At 44.8% G+C, this 15,994-nt stretch carries 17 protein-coding genes; 12 read left to right on the forward strand and 5 right to left on the reverse strand.

Annotation, left to right across the window (positions count from 1 at the left end; translation table 11 throughout):
• Positions 1 to 22: 22 nt before the first annotated feature.
• The 4 genes from D7V92_RS13940 (at position 23) to D7V92_RS13955 (ending at position 2,860) form a co-directional block, all read left to right on the forward strand.
• On the forward strand, positions 23 to 373 hold the full coding sequence (locus D7V92_RS13940; protein ID WP_121773114.1) for an L-rhamnose mutarotase: 351 nt from the start codon (positions 23 to 25) through the stop codon (positions 371 to 373).
• Positions 374 to 381: 8 nt separating this feature from the next.
• Complete coding sequence (locus tag D7V92_RS13945) at positions 382 to 1,605, forward strand: sugar MFS transporter (RefSeq protein ID WP_121773115.1); 1,224 nt, start codon at positions 382 to 384, stop codon at positions 1,603 to 1,605.
• Between the two features lie 153 nt (positions 1,606 to 1,758).
• On the forward strand, positions 1,759 to 2,307 hold the full coding sequence (locus D7V92_RS13950) for a hypothetical protein (RefSeq protein ID WP_121773116.1): 549 nt from the start codon (positions 1,759 to 1,761) through the stop codon (positions 2,305 to 2,307).
• 1 nt (position 2,308) lies between these two features.
• A complete protein-coding gene (locus tag D7V92_RS13955; protein ID WP_121773117.1) occupies positions 2,309 to 2,860 on the forward strand; it encodes an MshD in 552 nt (183 codons plus the stop codon).
• A 61-nt stretch (positions 2,861 to 2,921) separates the two neighbouring features.
• On the opposite strand, the gene D7V92_RS13960 is transcribed toward D7V92_RS13955, so the two are convergent.
• Positions 2,922 to 3,755, reverse strand: coding sequence for an OmpA family protein (locus D7V92_RS13960; RefSeq protein WP_008774426.1), 834 nt, complete (start codon positions 3,753 to 3,755; stop codon positions 2,922 to 2,924).
• A gap of 101 nt (positions 3,756 to 3,856) precedes the next feature.
• On the opposite strand from D7V92_RS13960, the gene nrfH reads away from it, so the two are divergent.
• The 8 genes from nrfH (at position 3,857) to D7V92_RS14000 (ending at position 13,214) form a co-directional block, all read left to right on the forward strand.
• Complete coding sequence (gene nrfH / locus D7V92_RS13965; RefSeq protein WP_121773118.1) at positions 3,857 to 4,447, forward strand: cytochrome c nitrite reductase small subunit; 591 nt, start codon at positions 3,857 to 3,859, stop codon at positions 4,445 to 4,447.
• Between the two features lie 18 nt (positions 4,448 to 4,465).
• Positions 4,466 to 5,950: an ammonia-forming cytochrome c nitrite reductase gene (nrfA, locus tag D7V92_RS13970; protein ID WP_005865667.1), complete on the forward strand. Its 1,485-nt coding sequence runs from the start codon at positions 4,466 to 4,468 to the stop codon at positions 5,948 to 5,950.
• Between the two features lie 2 nt (positions 5,951 to 5,952).
• Entirely contained in the window at positions 5,953 to 7,143 is a 1,191-nt protein-coding gene (locus D7V92_RS13975) for a cytochrome c biogenesis protein ResB (protein WP_121773119.1), read from the forward strand.
• A 1-nt stretch (position 7,144) separates the two neighbouring features.
• Positions 7,145 to 7,939: a cytochrome c biogenesis protein CcsA gene (gene ccsA / locus D7V92_RS13980; protein WP_121773120.1), complete on the forward strand. Its 795-nt coding sequence runs from the start codon at positions 7,145 to 7,147 to the stop codon at positions 7,937 to 7,939.
• A 16-nt stretch (positions 7,940 to 7,955) separates the two neighbouring features.
• Positions 7,956 to 9,248, forward strand: a complete 1,293-nt coding sequence (locus tag D7V92_RS13985; protein ID WP_008774422.1) for an alginate export family protein — start codon at positions 7,956 to 7,958, stop codon at positions 9,246 to 9,248.
• Positions 9,249 to 9,307: 59 nt separating this feature from the next.
• Positions 9,308 to 9,973, forward strand: coding sequence for a Crp/Fnr family transcriptional regulator (locus D7V92_RS13990; RefSeq protein ID WP_034532394.1), 666 nt, complete (start codon positions 9,308 to 9,310; stop codon positions 9,971 to 9,973).
• A gap of 58 nt (positions 9,974 to 10,031) precedes the next feature.
• Positions 10,032 to 11,372, forward strand: a complete 1,341-nt coding sequence (locus tag D7V92_RS13995) for a sigma-54 dependent transcriptional regulator (RefSeq protein ID WP_121773121.1) — start codon at positions 10,032 to 10,034, stop codon at positions 11,370 to 11,372.
• A 126-nt stretch (positions 11,373 to 11,498) separates the two neighbouring features.
• Entirely contained in the window at positions 11,499 to 13,214 is a 1,716-nt protein-coding gene (locus D7V92_RS14000) for an ATP-binding protein (protein WP_036611858.1), read from the forward strand.
• Positions 13,215 to 13,234: 20 nt separating this feature from the next.
• Here D7V92_RS14000 and D7V92_RS14005 read toward each other — a convergent pair whose 3' ends face one another.
• From D7V92_RS14005 to D7V92_RS14020, 4 genes are all read right to left on the reverse strand, one after another.
• Entirely contained in the window at positions 13,235 to 14,071 is an 837-nt protein-coding gene (locus D7V92_RS14005; RefSeq protein WP_009276823.1) for a head GIN domain-containing protein, read from the reverse strand.
• A 142-nt stretch (positions 14,072 to 14,213) separates the two neighbouring features.
• Positions 14,214 to 14,435, reverse strand: coding sequence for a hypothetical protein (locus tag D7V92_RS14010; protein ID WP_005855327.1), 222 nt, complete (start codon positions 14,433 to 14,435; stop codon positions 14,214 to 14,216).
• Between the two features lie 75 nt (positions 14,436 to 14,510).
• Entirely contained in the window at positions 14,511 to 14,933 is a 423-nt protein-coding gene (mscL, locus tag D7V92_RS14015) for a large-conductance mechanosensitive channel protein MscL (RefSeq protein ID WP_005865683.1), read from the reverse strand.
• Positions 14,934 to 15,014: 81 nt separating this feature from the next.
• On the reverse strand, positions 15,015 to 15,557 hold the full coding sequence (locus tag D7V92_RS14020) for a lipocalin family protein (RefSeq protein ID WP_121773122.1): 543 nt from the start codon (positions 15,555 to 15,557) through the stop codon (positions 15,015 to 15,017).
• Between the last annotated feature and the right edge of the window lie 437 nt (positions 15,558 to 15,994).

Below are 15,994 nucleotides of genomic sequence, written 5' to 3' on the forward strand. Positions count from 1 at the left end.
ACTTCATTTTAAAAACAATGTTATGAAAAGATATTGTCAGACCTTGGATCTGAAAGAGGATGAGCAGTTGATAAAAGAGTATTGCTATTGGCATTCGCCGGAACATATTTGGCCGGAGATACCGGAAGGAATCCGTGCGGTAGGGATCTTGAATATGGAGATTTACCGTTTGGGAACCCGGTTGTTCATGATCGTGGAGACGCCGGATGATTTTGATTGGGATGTGGCGTTCGCCCGTTTGGCGACGATGGATAAGCAAGCGGAATGGGAGGACTTCGTGGCGAAGTATCAGAAAGCCGCTCAGGGAAGCTCCTCGTCGGAGAAATGGCAGTTAATGGAATGTATGTTTAAATTGCCGGGCGCGAGTAAATAGACGGAAGGATGGAAAAACAAAAGAAACAGTCGCTGGTGGCCGCCCCGGGAGGGAAATCTTATTTGGTCCCGTTTGTCTTGATCACGAGTTTGTTCTTGCTTTGGGGATTTGCCCACGGACTCTTGGATGTGCTGAACAAGCATTTTCAAGGAGTCTTCACGATGACCAAGGCAGAGAGCGGTTTGGTGCAATTCTCTACGTATATCGCTTATTTCTTGATGGCGTTGCCGGCGGGAGCGTTCATGAAACGTTACGGATATAGGAAAGGGATTATCATGGGTTTGCTATTGTTCGCTATCGGAGCTTTCGGGTTTATCCCGGCGGCTTTTTTGCATTCGGCTACGCCTTTCCTTATCGCCTTGTTTGTGATCGCTTGCGGGCTTTGTATCTTGGAGACGGCGGCGAATCCTTATTCTACGATATTGGGGCCGTCCGCTTCCGCCGCCCAACGGCTGAACTTATCCCAGTCTTTTAATGGATTAGGTTGGATATTGGGGCCTTTGGTTGGTGGTTTGTTGATATTCGGGGCACCGGAGGGAGATTCGATGGCGTTGACTAAACCTTATATCTTGGTAGGTGGTATCGTCTTGTTCGTAGCGTTGCTCTTCTTTTTCACGAAGTTGCCGGAAATTAAGCCGGAAGAAGAGAAGGAGGTGACCGCTATTGTCGAGGAGAAACCCGCTGCCTCCATATGGAAACGTAGGCAGTTTGTACGTTCCGTGGTCGCCCAATTCTGTTATTGCGCCGCGCAGACGGGAATCTTCGGGTTCTTTATTAATTACGTGACGGAGATGGACCCGGGTATCAGTAATTTGCGAGCGTCTCGTATTTTGGCATTCGGTGGAATGGCTTTGTTTATGATCGGGCGTTTGAGCGGTAGTTTTACGATGAAGTGGTTGGCTCCGGGCCGCTTGCTGACTTGGTATTCTTTGTTGAGTGCCGTTTGTATGGCTTTGGTGGTGGCTTCCGTAGGTACGCTTTCACTATACGCTCTTTATTTATCCTTTTTCTTCATGTCCATCATGTTCCCTACGATTTTCGCGTTGGGGCTGGAAGGTATGGGCGTTTATACCAAGAAAGCCTCTTCTTATATCGTGATGGGAGTTGCCGGCGGCGCTTTCAGTCCGATGCTGATGGGATATATTGGCGAGGAGAATATGGCGCTGGGCTTCATCGTCCCGTTGATCGCTTTCTTGTATATCTTGTATTTCGCTATCAAATGCAAGCGGTAAATTTGGAATGCTGTTTTTTACTTATGGAATCCGGATAATAAACCAGTATGGCTTGTGTATGAAGGCTTGGGTTTCATGGGATAAATGTTACGCTCAAGCAATATCTGCTTATCTATATCGTTTTCATTTTAAATAAAATAAAAGAGAGTGGATATGAATAAAGGTTTGTTTTTGTGTGGGCTATTTATAGCTCTATTTCTGGCTGGTTGTGGGGATGATGAGGTTAAAATCGCTAATCCTGTTACTTTATACTCAAGGCCGGATACGATTCATCTGGGGGGTGACTTAGGGATGGATTCCATATTGGTGAAGGGCTTCACGGCTTGTGAGGCGTATGACGCGAAATGGGGAACATTGCCGGAGGTTGTTGCGCGCGAGTTTGATATGAATGCCTCTTATCTCTATTTCTCGTATGAGGCAAAGGTGGTTTTATTGGAAGATAGCATTTATGATATAGGTATAGGACACTTTTTGGATGAGAAAGCGGGATTCTCGGAGGATTTGAGTTCGCATAGCTTCGTTATCAGTACGTTTGGCGTGCAAAAGGATAAGAAGCAAGTGCTGGCGTGTACTTATTTAATATATGTAGAGAAGAATTCGGATGGAGAGAAGATCGATCGCTGGCTTCCTGTGCGGCCGGAGGAGTTGCAATGGCGTTATCTCCGAATAGAAGACTTTGATCAATTAAAAAATATAGAATGATATGAGACATTTAATTGTTATATATCTGACTTTTATGATGGGCCTTAATGTGGCTTGCTCACGGGTGGTGGATCTCGGTAAGGATGATTTGCACTCTGAACCGACGATAGAGATCGTAAGTGGTGATACCTTGGATATTGTAGGGTTCACTCTTGCGCATGAGCTGGCTACTAGTGAAGGACGTTTGCCTTATAACGTAGGGGATGAGTTTGGTTATATGGGTTCTTACACCTATAAGTCCTATGTGGTAAGGACGGAATATACGTATCAGGATGATGGAAATAGTATTTGGGTTTGGGAGGATACATTGAGCTCAATAATAGGTTTTTATCCTTATCTTAGGTCTGAGGTATATGATCTTGCGGATATTCAGTTCCATGTCCGGTCGTGCGCTCAAAGTGGATCGGTTTCTGTCGGAGAAAGGACGGATATTTATGATACGGCTCTACTCCATATCATTCGTTCTGTAAATGGAGAGGATATGGATGTATGGATTCCTTGTAAACCATCGGAATTGAGGTATCGATGTGTTGTCTATCATTTAGAAGAGTGAACGGAATGTTTTTAGCCAAGCTCCGGCAGTAGATAATACCCGGAGCTTGACAATATCATTATCACTGCAACATCTGCATCAACTTATCCAACTTCGGAGCCATGATGATCTCCGTACGGCGGTTCTTGCTACGTCCATCGGCGGTCTCGTTATCAGCGACCGGCATAAACTCCCCACGACCACAAGGTTGTATCTGTAGCGGATTCACCCCGTAATCCTTGGTAAGGATACGCACTACGGAGGTCGCACGGATCACGCTTAGATCCCAATTATCCTTGAATTGGGCGGTATTGATCGGCTTGCTGTCCGTATGGCCCTCTATATAAACGTCTATATCGTTTTGCTTATTCAACACCTCGGCCAACTTAGCCAACGCTTCCTTGCCTCGTTTATCGACCTTTGCGCTACCCGATTGGAACAGAAGCTTATCCGACATGGCTACATATACTTTACCATTCTTCTCGGTTACGGTCAGCTCATCACTGTTGAAACCCAGCAAAGCGTCTTTCACGCTACTCAACAAATTCTGTACCTTTTCGTTCTGTGCGTTCATCATATCCTGTAGCTCGTTGATGGTACGCTCACGCTCGTCCAGCTCACTCATCTTTTGCTGTAACAAGGCATTCAGCTTGTCCTGCTCACCCATATTGGTATTCAACATGGTCTGGTAATTACGGATATCACGCCCCATTGTGGTCGTATCCCTTATCAAGGCGGCGATCCGGTTGTTGAGCGCATCGTTATCGTCCTTGCATTTAATCAATTCCTCCTTCAAGGCGTCGCCACGTCCGATCGCCTCCAACCGGCCGTTCTCGGCAAGGAGGTATTTCTTTTTACTCACGCACGAAGAACATAAAAGGAGTGCGGAGACCGAGATAAATAACAATCTTTTCATTTTACGCATAAAATTTCGTGCAATGTAATATTTATTACAATTTCCTACATGCAAGTTTAGGATATTTGTGTCTCATAAACCAATATTAAAGAATCAGCGGTATGAAAATAAGAGAAATAATACAAACGCTGTTCCCGACAAGAACTTGGAAACTAGCCGCTATCATAGCCGGAGGTGTCCTTTGCGGGCTGGGGTCTTATACCTTATATGCTTCCCGGGCGTGGACTTATTTGTCCGACGACCCGGCTACTTGCGTGAATTGCCACATTATGGGCCCTTATTATGCTACATGGAATCATAGCTCGCACAGCCGTAACGCCACTTGCAACGACTGCCATGTGCCGCACGAGAACGCCGTGAAGAAGTGGTTCTTCAAAGGTATGGACGGAATGCGCCATGCCTCGGTATTCATGATGCGAGGGGAACCGCAAGTGATACAGGCGATCGACGAGAGCGCGGAGGTAATCATGAATAACTGTATCCGTTGCCATAGGCAGTTGAATACGGAATTCGTGAATACCGGAAGGATCGATCATGAGATGGCAATGGCGGGAGAAGGGAAAGCTTGCTGGGATTGCCATCGCGAGGTGCCGCACGGAGGTACGAACAGCCTGTCTTCTACACCGAATGCGTTGGTGCCTTATCCGAAGTCCGTATCGCCGGACTGGTTAAAAGATATGCTAAGTAAATAATAATAAATCAGTATAGTTATGGAAAAGAAATTAAAATCATGGCAAGGTTGGTTGCTGTTTGGAGGAACCATGGTCGTTGTTTTTGTTTTGGGTATGATCGCTGCTTCCGTGAACGAGAGACATGCGGAGGTCACTAGCGTAATGAATAATAAGAAGACGGAGATCACAGGAATCGAGGCTCGCAATGATAAGTTCGAATCGAATTATCCACGTGAGTACCAGACTTGGGAGGCTACGGCGGATACGAGTTTCAAGAGTTTATACAATGGAAATCAGGCGGTCGATGTTCTGGAGGCTCGTCCGGAAATGGTGATCCTTTGGGCTGGTTACGCTTTCTCTAAGGATTATTCTACCCCGAGAGGGCATATGCATGCGATCGAGGATATGCGTAACACGTTGCGTGTAGGCGCTCCGATGACAGAGAACGAGGGGCCGCAACCGGCTACTTGCTGGACTTGCAAAAGCCCGGATGTTCCCCGTATGATGCAAGCGATGGGCGTGGATAATTTCTATAAGGGCAAATGGGCTTCTCTGGGTAAAGAGATCGTGAATCCGATCGGTTGCGCCGATTGCCATGAGCCGGAGAATATGAACCTGCATATCAGTCGCCCGGCTTTGATCGAGGCTTTCCAGCGTCAAGGCAAGGACATCACGAAAGCGACTCAACAAGAGATGCGTTCCTTGGTTTGCGCGCAATGCCACGTGGAATATTATTTCAAGGGCGATGGTAAATACTTGACTTTCCCTTGGGATAAAGGTTCTACGGTTGAGGATATGGAGGCTTATTACGATGAGGCCGGTTTCGCCGATTATACGCATAAGCTAAGCCGTGCTCCGATTTTAAAGGCACAGCATCCGGATTATGAGATCTCCCAGATGGGTATCCATGCGCAGCGGGGTGTATCTTGCGCCGATTGCCATATGCCGTATAAGAGCGAGGGGGGCGTGAAATATAGTGACCACCATATCCAAAGCCCGTTGGCTATGATCGACCGTACGTGTCAGGTTTGCCACCGTGAGAGCGAGGAGACTTTACGCAATAATGTGTACGAGCGTCAGAATAAGGCGAACGAGATGCGTAACCGTTTGGAGACCGAGTTGGCGAAAGCGCATGTAGAGGCGAAGTTCGCGTGGGATAAGGGAGCTACCGAGGATCAGATGAAAGATGTATTGAAATTGATCCGTCAGGCACAATGGCGTTGGGATTTCGGCGTGGCTTCTCATGGTGGCGCGTTCCACGCTCCGCAAGAGATTCAAAGGATATTAGGCAATGGATTGGATAAGGCGATGCAGGCTCGTCTGGCTACCGCGAAAGTGTTAGCGAAATTAGGTTATACGGATGATGTTCCGATGCCGGACTTCTCTACGAAAGAAAAGGCTCAGCAATATATCGGTTTGGATATGGCCGCTGAACGTACCGCCAAGGAAAAATTCCTAAATACAATCGTTCCTCAATGGGTGAAAGAGGCGCAAGAAAATAATCGTTTAGCGAAGAACATTTGATTATGTGGAAACAACCTTGGGGATATGCTGAAGGCTGGGTCATCTGTGCCGGTTTACTGATTACGGGATTTGGCTTGCAACTGATCACCGGCCCGGTTCAGGCAGGGTTGTTCCAATATCCGGTGAATGTGGCCGGAGGATTGATTTTTCTGTTGGTTCTATGTATAGGGTTTGTTGTTGGCCGGAAAATCACGGTTGTCCAGTGGTTTTCCGGGTTAACGGCGAGCATTACCTCTTTATCGGCTCTTTTGTCAGTTGTGTTGGTTATGGGATTTGTGGGTCCGGGTATCGAGCGGATTACGATGTCGTGGCCTTTTATCCTGCTGTTTCTCTATTTCTTGTTTGTCTTGGGCTTTGTCACATTGAAGCGTATCGTATCGTTTCGCTGGAGGGATGTTCCGTTTATGCTGAACCATGTCGGTTTATTTATCACGCTGCTGGCGGCGATCTTGGGAAACGGGGATTTACGCCGTTTACGGATGACGGTTCCGCTGGAGAATCCTGAGTGGAGGGCTTCGGACGAGAAGAACGAGATGATAGAACTACCGCTTGCCATCGAGCTTCGTTCGTTTACGATTGATGAATATCCTCCTAAGTTAATGCTAATCGACAATACGACCGGAAAAGCGCTTCCTGAAAAGCAACCCGAGAACATATTGGTGGAGGAAATTCCCTTAGCCGGAAACCTGCAAGGCTGGAAGGTTGAGGTTACCCGTTCACTACCGATGGCGGCTTGCGTGATGGGGCAGGATACGATAAACTTCGTGGAATTTCACTCCGAGGGGGCGACCACCGCTTTATACGTAAAAGCACGTAACGAACTTACCGGACGGCAGAAGGAAGGCTGGGTGAGTTGTGGCAGCTATATCTTTCCATACATATCGCTCCAACTGGATGATGCGGTCAGTATGGTGATGCCGGAACGGGAACCGAGACGCTTTGCCTCGGACGTAATGGTCTATACGAAAGATAAACAGACCAAGGAGGCGTGTATCGAGGTGAATAAGCCACTCTCTATTGCCGGATGGAAAATCTACCAATTGAGTTACGACGAGACGAAAGGTAAATGGAGCCGGATGAGTGTATTTGAGTTGGTGAGAGATCCATGGTTGCCGATCGTTTATACAGGGATCTTAATGATGATAGCCGGGGCGATCGGATTATTCCTATCCGCTCCTGTAAAAAAAGAATAGTATGGATTGGAGTTACTTTATTTATTTCGCCGCTCCGGCGTTATTTTGCTGGATAGGTGGGGCATGGTTGGCTTATCGTCCTTCTTTTTCCAAGGGGGCTGTCGCTTGGACCGTGTTTGGCTTGGCTATATTCTCCGCTTTTATCATAGGGATGTGGATCTCGTTGGAGAGGCCGCCCTTGCGCACGATGGGAGAGACTCGTCTATGGTATTCTTTTTTCTTGCCGGTGGCGGGCGTGATCACTTATGTCCGTTGGCGGTATAAATGGATACTTTCCTTTAGTACATTGTTGGCCTTTGTCTTTATCTGTGTCAATCTGTTTAAGCCGGAGATACATAACAAGACCTTGATGCCCGCTTTGCAAAGCCCGTGGTTCGCTCCGCACGTGATAGTCTATATGTTCTCTTACGCCATGCTGGGCGCCGCTGCCCTTATCGCCATTTACCTGCTGATCCGTGCGAGGAAGAAGGGGATTGACGAGGGGATGATGAGTTTATGCGATAACTTGGTATATGTCGGTATGGCCTTTCTCACGATTGGGATGCTGTTCGGCGCTTTATGGGCTAAGGAGGCGTGGGGGCATTATTGGAATTGGGACCCGAAGGAGACATGGGCGACTGCCACTTGGTTGGGGTACTTGATTTATATCCATTATCGCCTTCACCACCGCTTGCGTTATTCAGCGGCGTTGGGGCTTTTGGTTTTCTCTTTTCTTTTGCTACAGGTGTGTTGGGTTGGCGTGAATTATCTACCCTCTGCGCAAGGATATAGTGTACATACTTATAATATGGAATAATTAAAATCAGAGGTATATGAAAAAACTAGTTGTTTTAGTAGCGGGCTTGCTCTCTGTGGCCCTTTTCGCGCAAGCGGAAGAAACACAAAATACGAAAGAGAATACGTTTTCGATGAAAGTGCAGATACGTCCGAGAGCCGAGTACCGGAACGGGGTCTTATTCCCCCGGCCTAAAGATGCCGAGTCCACCGGGTTTATCAATAACCGTGCCCGCCTTTCTTTGGGGTATGAGCGGGATCGTTTGTCTATCGGTTTGTCCGCGCAACATGTTGGCGTATGGGGGCAGGATCCTCAAATCGATAAGAATGGTCGTTTTATCTTGAATGAGGCGTGGGCGAAACTGGATTTCGGATCGGGTTTCTTCGCTAAGTTAGGTCGCCAGTCGTTGGTATACGATGACGAGCGTATCATGGGTGCGTTGGATTGGAACGTGGCCGGTCGTTATCACGACGCTTTGAAACTGGGCTATGAGAACACGAATAACCAACTGCATTTAATTCTTGCGTTCAACCAGAATGATGAGAAAACGATCGGAGGAACGTATTACGCTCCGGGTGCGCAACCCTATAAAACGATGCAAACCCTTTGGTATAAGCATCTCTTCGACAAGAGTTTTAACGCATCCTTCTTGTTTATGAACTTAGGGATGGAAGGCGGTGATGCCGAGAAACAAAACTCGGATACAAAATACCTGCAAACCTTAGGAACGAACTTGATCTATACGCCTAGTAACTGGACGATAGGTGGTACTATCTATTATCAATTCGGCAAGACGAAAAGCGGACGGGATGTTTCCGCTTTCTTATGGGCGGTAAACGCCGCTTATCAAATCGATCCGCAATGGAAGATCGGTGTAGGTAGTGATTATCTGAGTGGCTCGGATGGGGCCGACGGGAAATATAAGGCGTTTGATCCTCTGTATGGAACCCATCATAAGTTTTATGGTGCCATGGATTATTTCTACGCCTCCTCTTTTGTCAACGGATTGAATCCGGGTTTATGGGATAATCAGATAAATGTAGCTTATAAACCTTCTTCCAAGGTAAACCTGTCTTTAGCCTATCATTATTTCTCCATCACGGGCGACGTATACGAAGGTAATGATAAATTGAGTAAAGGTTTAGGTTCGGAATTGGATTTCCAAGTGGATTGGGTAATCATGAAAGACGTGAAATTATCCGCAGGATATTCTACGATGTTGGGTACGAATACCATGAAGGCCGTGAAGGGTGGAAATCCGTCTCATTGGCAAGATTGGGGTTGGTTATCAATAAATATTAATCCAACTATATTCACGACGAAATGGTAACAGTTCTCAAGGAAAAGGGTATATTTGCAGGAGTAAACCTTTTTTCAAAACAAGATACGATGGATATAACCGATATGTTTAAAATCCCGCTTTTTAAGAATTTTACGCTTAAGATGCGGGAAGAGTTTTTGGATAAACTTGAATATACAGTAGAGGAGCATCCAAAAGGAAAAACCATAATTCATCAAGGGACGACTTGTAACGCCCTTCATGTTTTATTGGAGGGAAAATTGAACGTGGATGTTTTGGATGTATCAGGTAACATCGTGCGCGTGGAGACGATACAGGCTCCACGCACGTTCGCTACGCCTCATATCTTTTCCGAGAAAAACCAATTCCCCGCTACTTTTACCGTCGACGAGGATGTGGTATTGCTTAAGGGCACCAAGGAGTCTGTATTTACCTTAATGCATTCTATGCCGTTATTCCTGCATAATTTCCTTTGCGTCAGTACTAGCTGTAATAAATGTACGATGACTCGTTTGAAGGTGCTTTCGTTTCGTGGCATCCGGAACCGCTTTATTTATTACTTATTCGAACATCAGCAAAAGGATTCGAATGTCGTGGAACTAGAACATACCCAAGAGCAGTTAGCAGAGTATTTTGGTGTTACCCGCCCGGCTTTATCGAAGGAAATCGGGAGATTGGTGGATGAGGGATTTATCAGCATTACAAGGAGAAAGGTGACGATTTTAAATAAGACGGCGTTAACATGTATGCTTTAATGCTTTTTGGAAAAAGGTAAAAAGCGTACATTTGTGCCCAAACAAATAACTCCGGTGTATGGGCAAAGTTTTAATTATTGACGACGAGAAGCAGATTTTAGGTTTACTTTCACGCATTATCGGTTTGGAGGGATACGAGGTTTTACAGGCTGCTACTTGTAAGGCGGGGCTGAGGCAGATGGAGCAACATTCGCCGGAGGTGGTATTGTGCGATGTGTTCTTGCCGGATGGTAATGGCGTGGATTTGGTGTCGGACTTAAAGAAACTTCGCCCTCTATCCGAGATCATCCTACTTACCGCGCATGGTAATATTCCGGATGGCGTACAGGCAATCAAGAATGGAGCCTTCGATTATATTACGAAAGGGGATGATAATAATAAGATCATTCCTCTGGTAGCCAAAGCGATGGAGAAAGCTTCTGCCGCTTATCAACAGCAAAAGAAGGAAGCTACGTCCGTCGGGAGGCAATATTCGTTTGATACGATTGTCGGTAAATCACCCGCTATCCAAGCGGCGATAGCGTTGGCTCAGAAAGTCTCGGCTACGGAGGTTCCAGTTCTGTTGACTGGTGAGACCGGTACGGGAAAAGAGGTCTTTGCTCAATCCATCCATCAACATAGTTCCCGGAAAGGGAAGTCTTTTGTCGCTATCAATTGTTCCTCTTTTAGTCGGGATTTATTGGAAAGCGAGATGTTCGGTCATAAAGCGGGGGCTTTTACCGGTGCTTTGAAAGAGACAAAAGGCTTGTTTGAGGAAGCTTCCGGAGGTACGATCTTCTTGGATGAGATCGGAGAAATGGCTTTCGACTTGCAAGCGAAATTGCTCCGTATCCTTGAGACCGGGGAGTTTATCAAGATCGGCGATACGAAACCAACGAAAGTGGATGTACGAATTATTGCCGCTACCAACCGTGATTTAGAGAAAGAGATCGAGCAAGGGCATTTCCGGGAAGATCTATTTTATCGGCTTTCCGTTTTCCAGATCCATCTTCCTGCGCTTCGTGAACGGGTCGAGGATATCCCTCTCCATATAAAAGCCTTTGTTTCCGCTTTTTCCTCCAAGATGGGAAAGAATATCCGAACAATTTCGCCCGAATATATAGATGCCCTGAAAAAACGAGCTTGGAAAGGTAACGTACGTGAGTTGCGTAATGCAATTGAGCGTAGCCTGATTATTGCCGATGGAGATACCTTAACCTTGGATGCTCTCCCTTTGAATATGCAAACCTCCTCTGCGGCGAGTACGGAATCTTATAACGGTTTTGACCTGAGTGGCGTAGAGAAAATGCATATCCAAAAAGTGCTCAAATACACAAAAGGCAATAAAACCGAAACTTCCCGCCTTCTAGGTATAGGCCTCACTACTCTTTATCGGAAGATTGAGGAGTATGGGCTTTAGTCTCATATTCTGCATTTATGTATACCCGAAAGCATCTTGAATATATGCAAGGAGAAACGGACATTGCTAAATAGTTTATCTTTGCTGAACGTAAACTTAATAATAATCGCTTAAAATACATCACCTATGAGTCTGAAGATTAAAACAAAACTAAGATACGGAATCGGGCTGCTGTTTGCCATGATCGTTTTGCTGGGAGGTCTATCGGTAAAGAACATCTCCGATATGTCTGCCGACACAAGGAACATATTGGCCGATAATTATAATTCTTTACTCTATTCACGCCGGATGCTGGATGCGCTGGAAAGAATCGATAGCGATCCTTCGGCTCAAGCCGATTTCGAGAAAAACCTAGGGCTACAGAAAAAGAATATCACGGAGGTCGATGAGAACGTGGCCACCTCACATCTAGTCGCTCAATACGAGCAATTGGCGAAAGAGCGTAATGAGGAGAATATCCGTCGTGTACGTCTCGCCTTAAATCAAGTCATGAGTTTGAATATGGCTTCTATCTACAGGAAAAGCCAAGTGGCGGAGTCTACGTCTCAAAAGGCTTTATTTTGGATTTGGGGGATTGGCCTCTCTTGTATGGTGGTCGCTTTCGCTTTTTTAATACGTTTCCCCCGTTCGATAAATACCCCTATCCGTATGTTGATGGACGGTATCATGGAGATCGCTAACCATAATTACGAGAAACGATTGGATCTCGCTAAATATGATGAATTCGAGGGGGTAGCGAAATCCTTTAACCGGATGGCGGAACGGCTTACGGAATACCGGAAAAGTACGTTGGCGGATATTATTCAAGGAAAGAAATATATAGAGGCTATCGTGAATAGTATCACGGAGCCAATCATAGGCTTGGATCGGGATCGTAAGATTCTTTTCGCCAATAACGAGGCTTTGACGATCTTGAATCTCAAGCGGGAAAACGTGATCGGAAAGTCTGCCTCGGAATTATCCTTACGGAACGATTTGCTTCGCAGGTTAGTTCGGGAACTGATCCAGCCGAGCGAGAAAAAAGAGCCGCTTAAAATTTACGCGGATAATAAGGAAAGTTATTTTCAAGTGCAATATATACCGATCCGTGTGTCGGAGAATGGCGAGGCGGAGGAGTATGTGGGCGACGTGATCTTATTGAAGAACATCACGGAGTTTAAGGAGTTGGATTCCGCTAAGACCACTTTTATCTCGACGATCTCCCATGAATTGAAAACTCCGATATCGGCGATCATGATGAGCCTGAAATTGTTGGAGGATGCCCGTGTGGGAGCCATGAACGACGAGCAAAAAGCACTGGCGGAAAGTATCAAGGATAGTAGTAATCGATTACTGGAAATAACCAGTGAGCTATTGAAAATGACGCAGGTGGAGACCGGCAAGCTACAATTGAATCCGAAAATAACCAAACCGATCGAATTGATCGAGTATGCGATAAAGGCGAACCAAGTGCAAGCTGATCGCTTCAATTGCCATATAGAGGTGGAATACCCGGAGAAGATTTCCAAGCTTTTCGTGGATAGCGAGAAAATCGCGTGGGTCTTGACGAATCTATTATCGAACGCAATTCATTATACCCCGGAGAATGGCCGTATCATAATCGGTGCCCGCCAGCAAGATCATAGCGTGGAGATCTATGTGCAAGATTTCGGTAAGGGCATTGATCCCCGATATCATCAAAGTATATTCGATCGCTATTTCCGTGTGCCGGGAACGAAGGTACAAGGAAGTGGTCTAGGGCTGGCTATCAGTAAAGACTTCGTGGAAGCTCATGGAGGAACGCTTTCTGTTGATAGTGCGGTTGGAAAAGGAAGTACTTTTGTTATAAAATTCAATGTGTAAGAGTGTGAAAAAAGAGGGTGTTAATTACCCTCTTTTATAATATCGCTTCCTCCGGAAGTGGATGTATCCGATCTTGCCGAACCTTTGTAATGTACATCACTACCTCCGCTTGCCGAAGCCTTGATATAATCGGTTACGTGCGTATAAATATCGGAGCCACCACTGGCGGAACATTCCAACTGGTTTAAGATAAGATCATAAGCCTTGATATCCGAGCCACCTGAGGCGGAATATTCGCCGTTCTCCGCTTTTCCCGTAAGCTTGAGATCGCTACCTCCGCTGGCACGGCCTCGTATTATTCGGGTAGTAAGATCGTTGATGATAATATCGCTACCGCTGGTCGCTTCAATTATGCAATTAGATACGTTGACCGGTTTCTCCATTTTCACGTCGCTACCCCTTGTCGCTATAATTTCCAGATCATCTCCGGATAAAGCGCTTCTCAGGACAAAATCCATACAACCGGACATCTGGATTTTTTCCAGCTTCTTGGAAGTGCCCTCTATTTTAAATCGGGTAGGGCTTAATTGTGTACCATTCTCTGTGGAGATTGAAAGTTCTTCATTTTTTACTTGAACGTTTATATAAGGATATAAATTCTCGTCGATCGTGATTCGTAAGGACGCTGATTCTCCTTGCGTATACCCGAAAACGTACGACGGATTTCCTCCACGACTGAATAGGCTGAACCAACTGTCGCTATACCCCATGGCGGTTGAGCCGACTTTTATCGCCGAATAGTCTCTGACGGAGATTTCTTTCGTGATAATATCCCCATTCCCTTTTACTTTCTTCGCCTCGATAGGCATCACGCAAAAAGCGATCAACGCAAATAAGGCCATCATTCTTGTTCTCATATGAAGTGTAATTAATTTATACTCTTTTCTTATAAGACGAATGGATTTGAAAAAACGTTACATCTAAAATGAAAAAAAAGAAGCTATCATTGACTTTTTTTGTGATAGCTTCTTTTTCTTACCCTAATAACAGGGAGGTCGATTAATTACTTTTAGGTTTTTCAACCATATGTTCTACTCTGTCTTTGACGTATTCGACTTGATTTTTACCCGTGTCTACCACGTCCTTTACTTTTTTCTTTGCCTTATCTGTAAGACCGTGGAGTTCGTTCTCCAGACATTCAAACTGTCCTTGATCTTCCATCCTGCGAAGTACGTAACCAACAACTACACCTACGGCTAAACCGAATAATACATTTTTCATAACTACTACTTTTTATGAGTTAAAACATTATTTTTTATAGTTATGAAACAGCAAGTCAACCAATAAGGTTGGTGTTTATTTGTTATTTTTCAGTAAATCCCTAATCTCGGTAAGTAATTGGATATCCGCAGGGGGAGCGGCCGGAGCTTTCGGGGCCTCTTCCTTCTTCTTGCTTAAAGCATTAACACCTTTGACAAGTAAAAAGACGGCGAAAGCTATGATTATGAAATCCAGTGTCACTTGTATGAAATTTCCGTAGTTAATGGAGACCGCCGGAGAGATCACCTTGTCTCCCTCCATTACGGCGTGCTTCAAGGTGATTTTTAAATCCGTGAAATTGACGCCACCTACAAGTAAACCTACCGCCGGCATGATCAGATCCGCTACGATAGAAGATACGATCTTTCCAAAGGCACCACCGATAATGATACCTACCGCCATGTCCACTACGTTACCTCGCATGGCGAACTGCTTAAACTCTTGTAATATTTTTTTCATAAAACAACGCTTTTTATATTATAACAACAAAATTAGCCATAAGTTGAATATTTTCAATGCTTATAGCGAAATTTGAAGAAATTATTTTTGATTTTTATGTTTTTGTTTGACCCATTTGAGCATTGATGTGTTATATCCTCTTTCTTTGGCCTTAGTCAATAAAAAGAGAATAGCCTCTTCTGGGAGTGTAGGCGTACGACTAAGTAGCCATAAATAGTCTGAGGTATTACTGCCTACGAGAGCGTATGAGTAATTATCCTCGTCAATTTCCATAATGTTGTACTCGGCGTAGAACCGCATAAAGAAACACACTTTTAATTTACTAGGACACGTAGGATCCGTTACTTGGGCTATACCTCTCGCTCGTTTGAAGGAACCGGAAAAATTACCCCAATATCCGCTGTTAACAACTTCTATATCTCCATTCGGGAGAAATGAGTATTCCACGGTAGCTCCTACGAGATTATGCTCAAAGCGATGATCAAAGCGTGCTATTTCAAACCATTTCCCCATATAGCGGTGTAAATCCAAAGTCTGGACGGTTTCTTTGTTTATAATGTGTTGAGTGCAAGATAAATTACACTGCATTATAAGACAGATGAGGCCTATTAGTTTAAATCGCATAGGTTTTTATTTTTATCTCATAATAAACATAGAGAGCCTCTAAAAAGTTTGAAAACGTTCATATTTTAGGATTTTTATTTTTTCGACAATCTGTGCTTTAACTTTTAATTTGAAATTTCTATCCTGTCTGAAGTGAGAAATTCGTAGTTGTGGCATTTCCGGACGATAGATTTAGATCCACGTTTTTATATGTTTTTTTGTATTGAAAATTTCATAGTTATGATTTGGAAAAATCATAACTATGAAATAAAAAGTCATAACTATGAAATAAATGACTCTTTACAGTGAAAAAAATATATGAAGATGTTTTAATTGTAAATGCTTGTTTGAGAGTTAGTAATCGTCAAGATGTCTAACTTTGCGTGTTTGTTTTCAGTTGGAATTTAAAATAGAGAGATATGGATGAGAAAGATTTGGTGGAAGGGATGCGAGAGTAT

Origin of the sequence: Parabacteroides sp. CH2-D42-20 (assembly GCF_003670185.1) — a bacterium.
In the GTDB taxonomy this organism is placed as follows: Bacteria; Bacteroidota; Bacteroidia; order Bacteroidales; family Tannerellaceae; genus Parabacteroides; species Parabacteroides distasonis.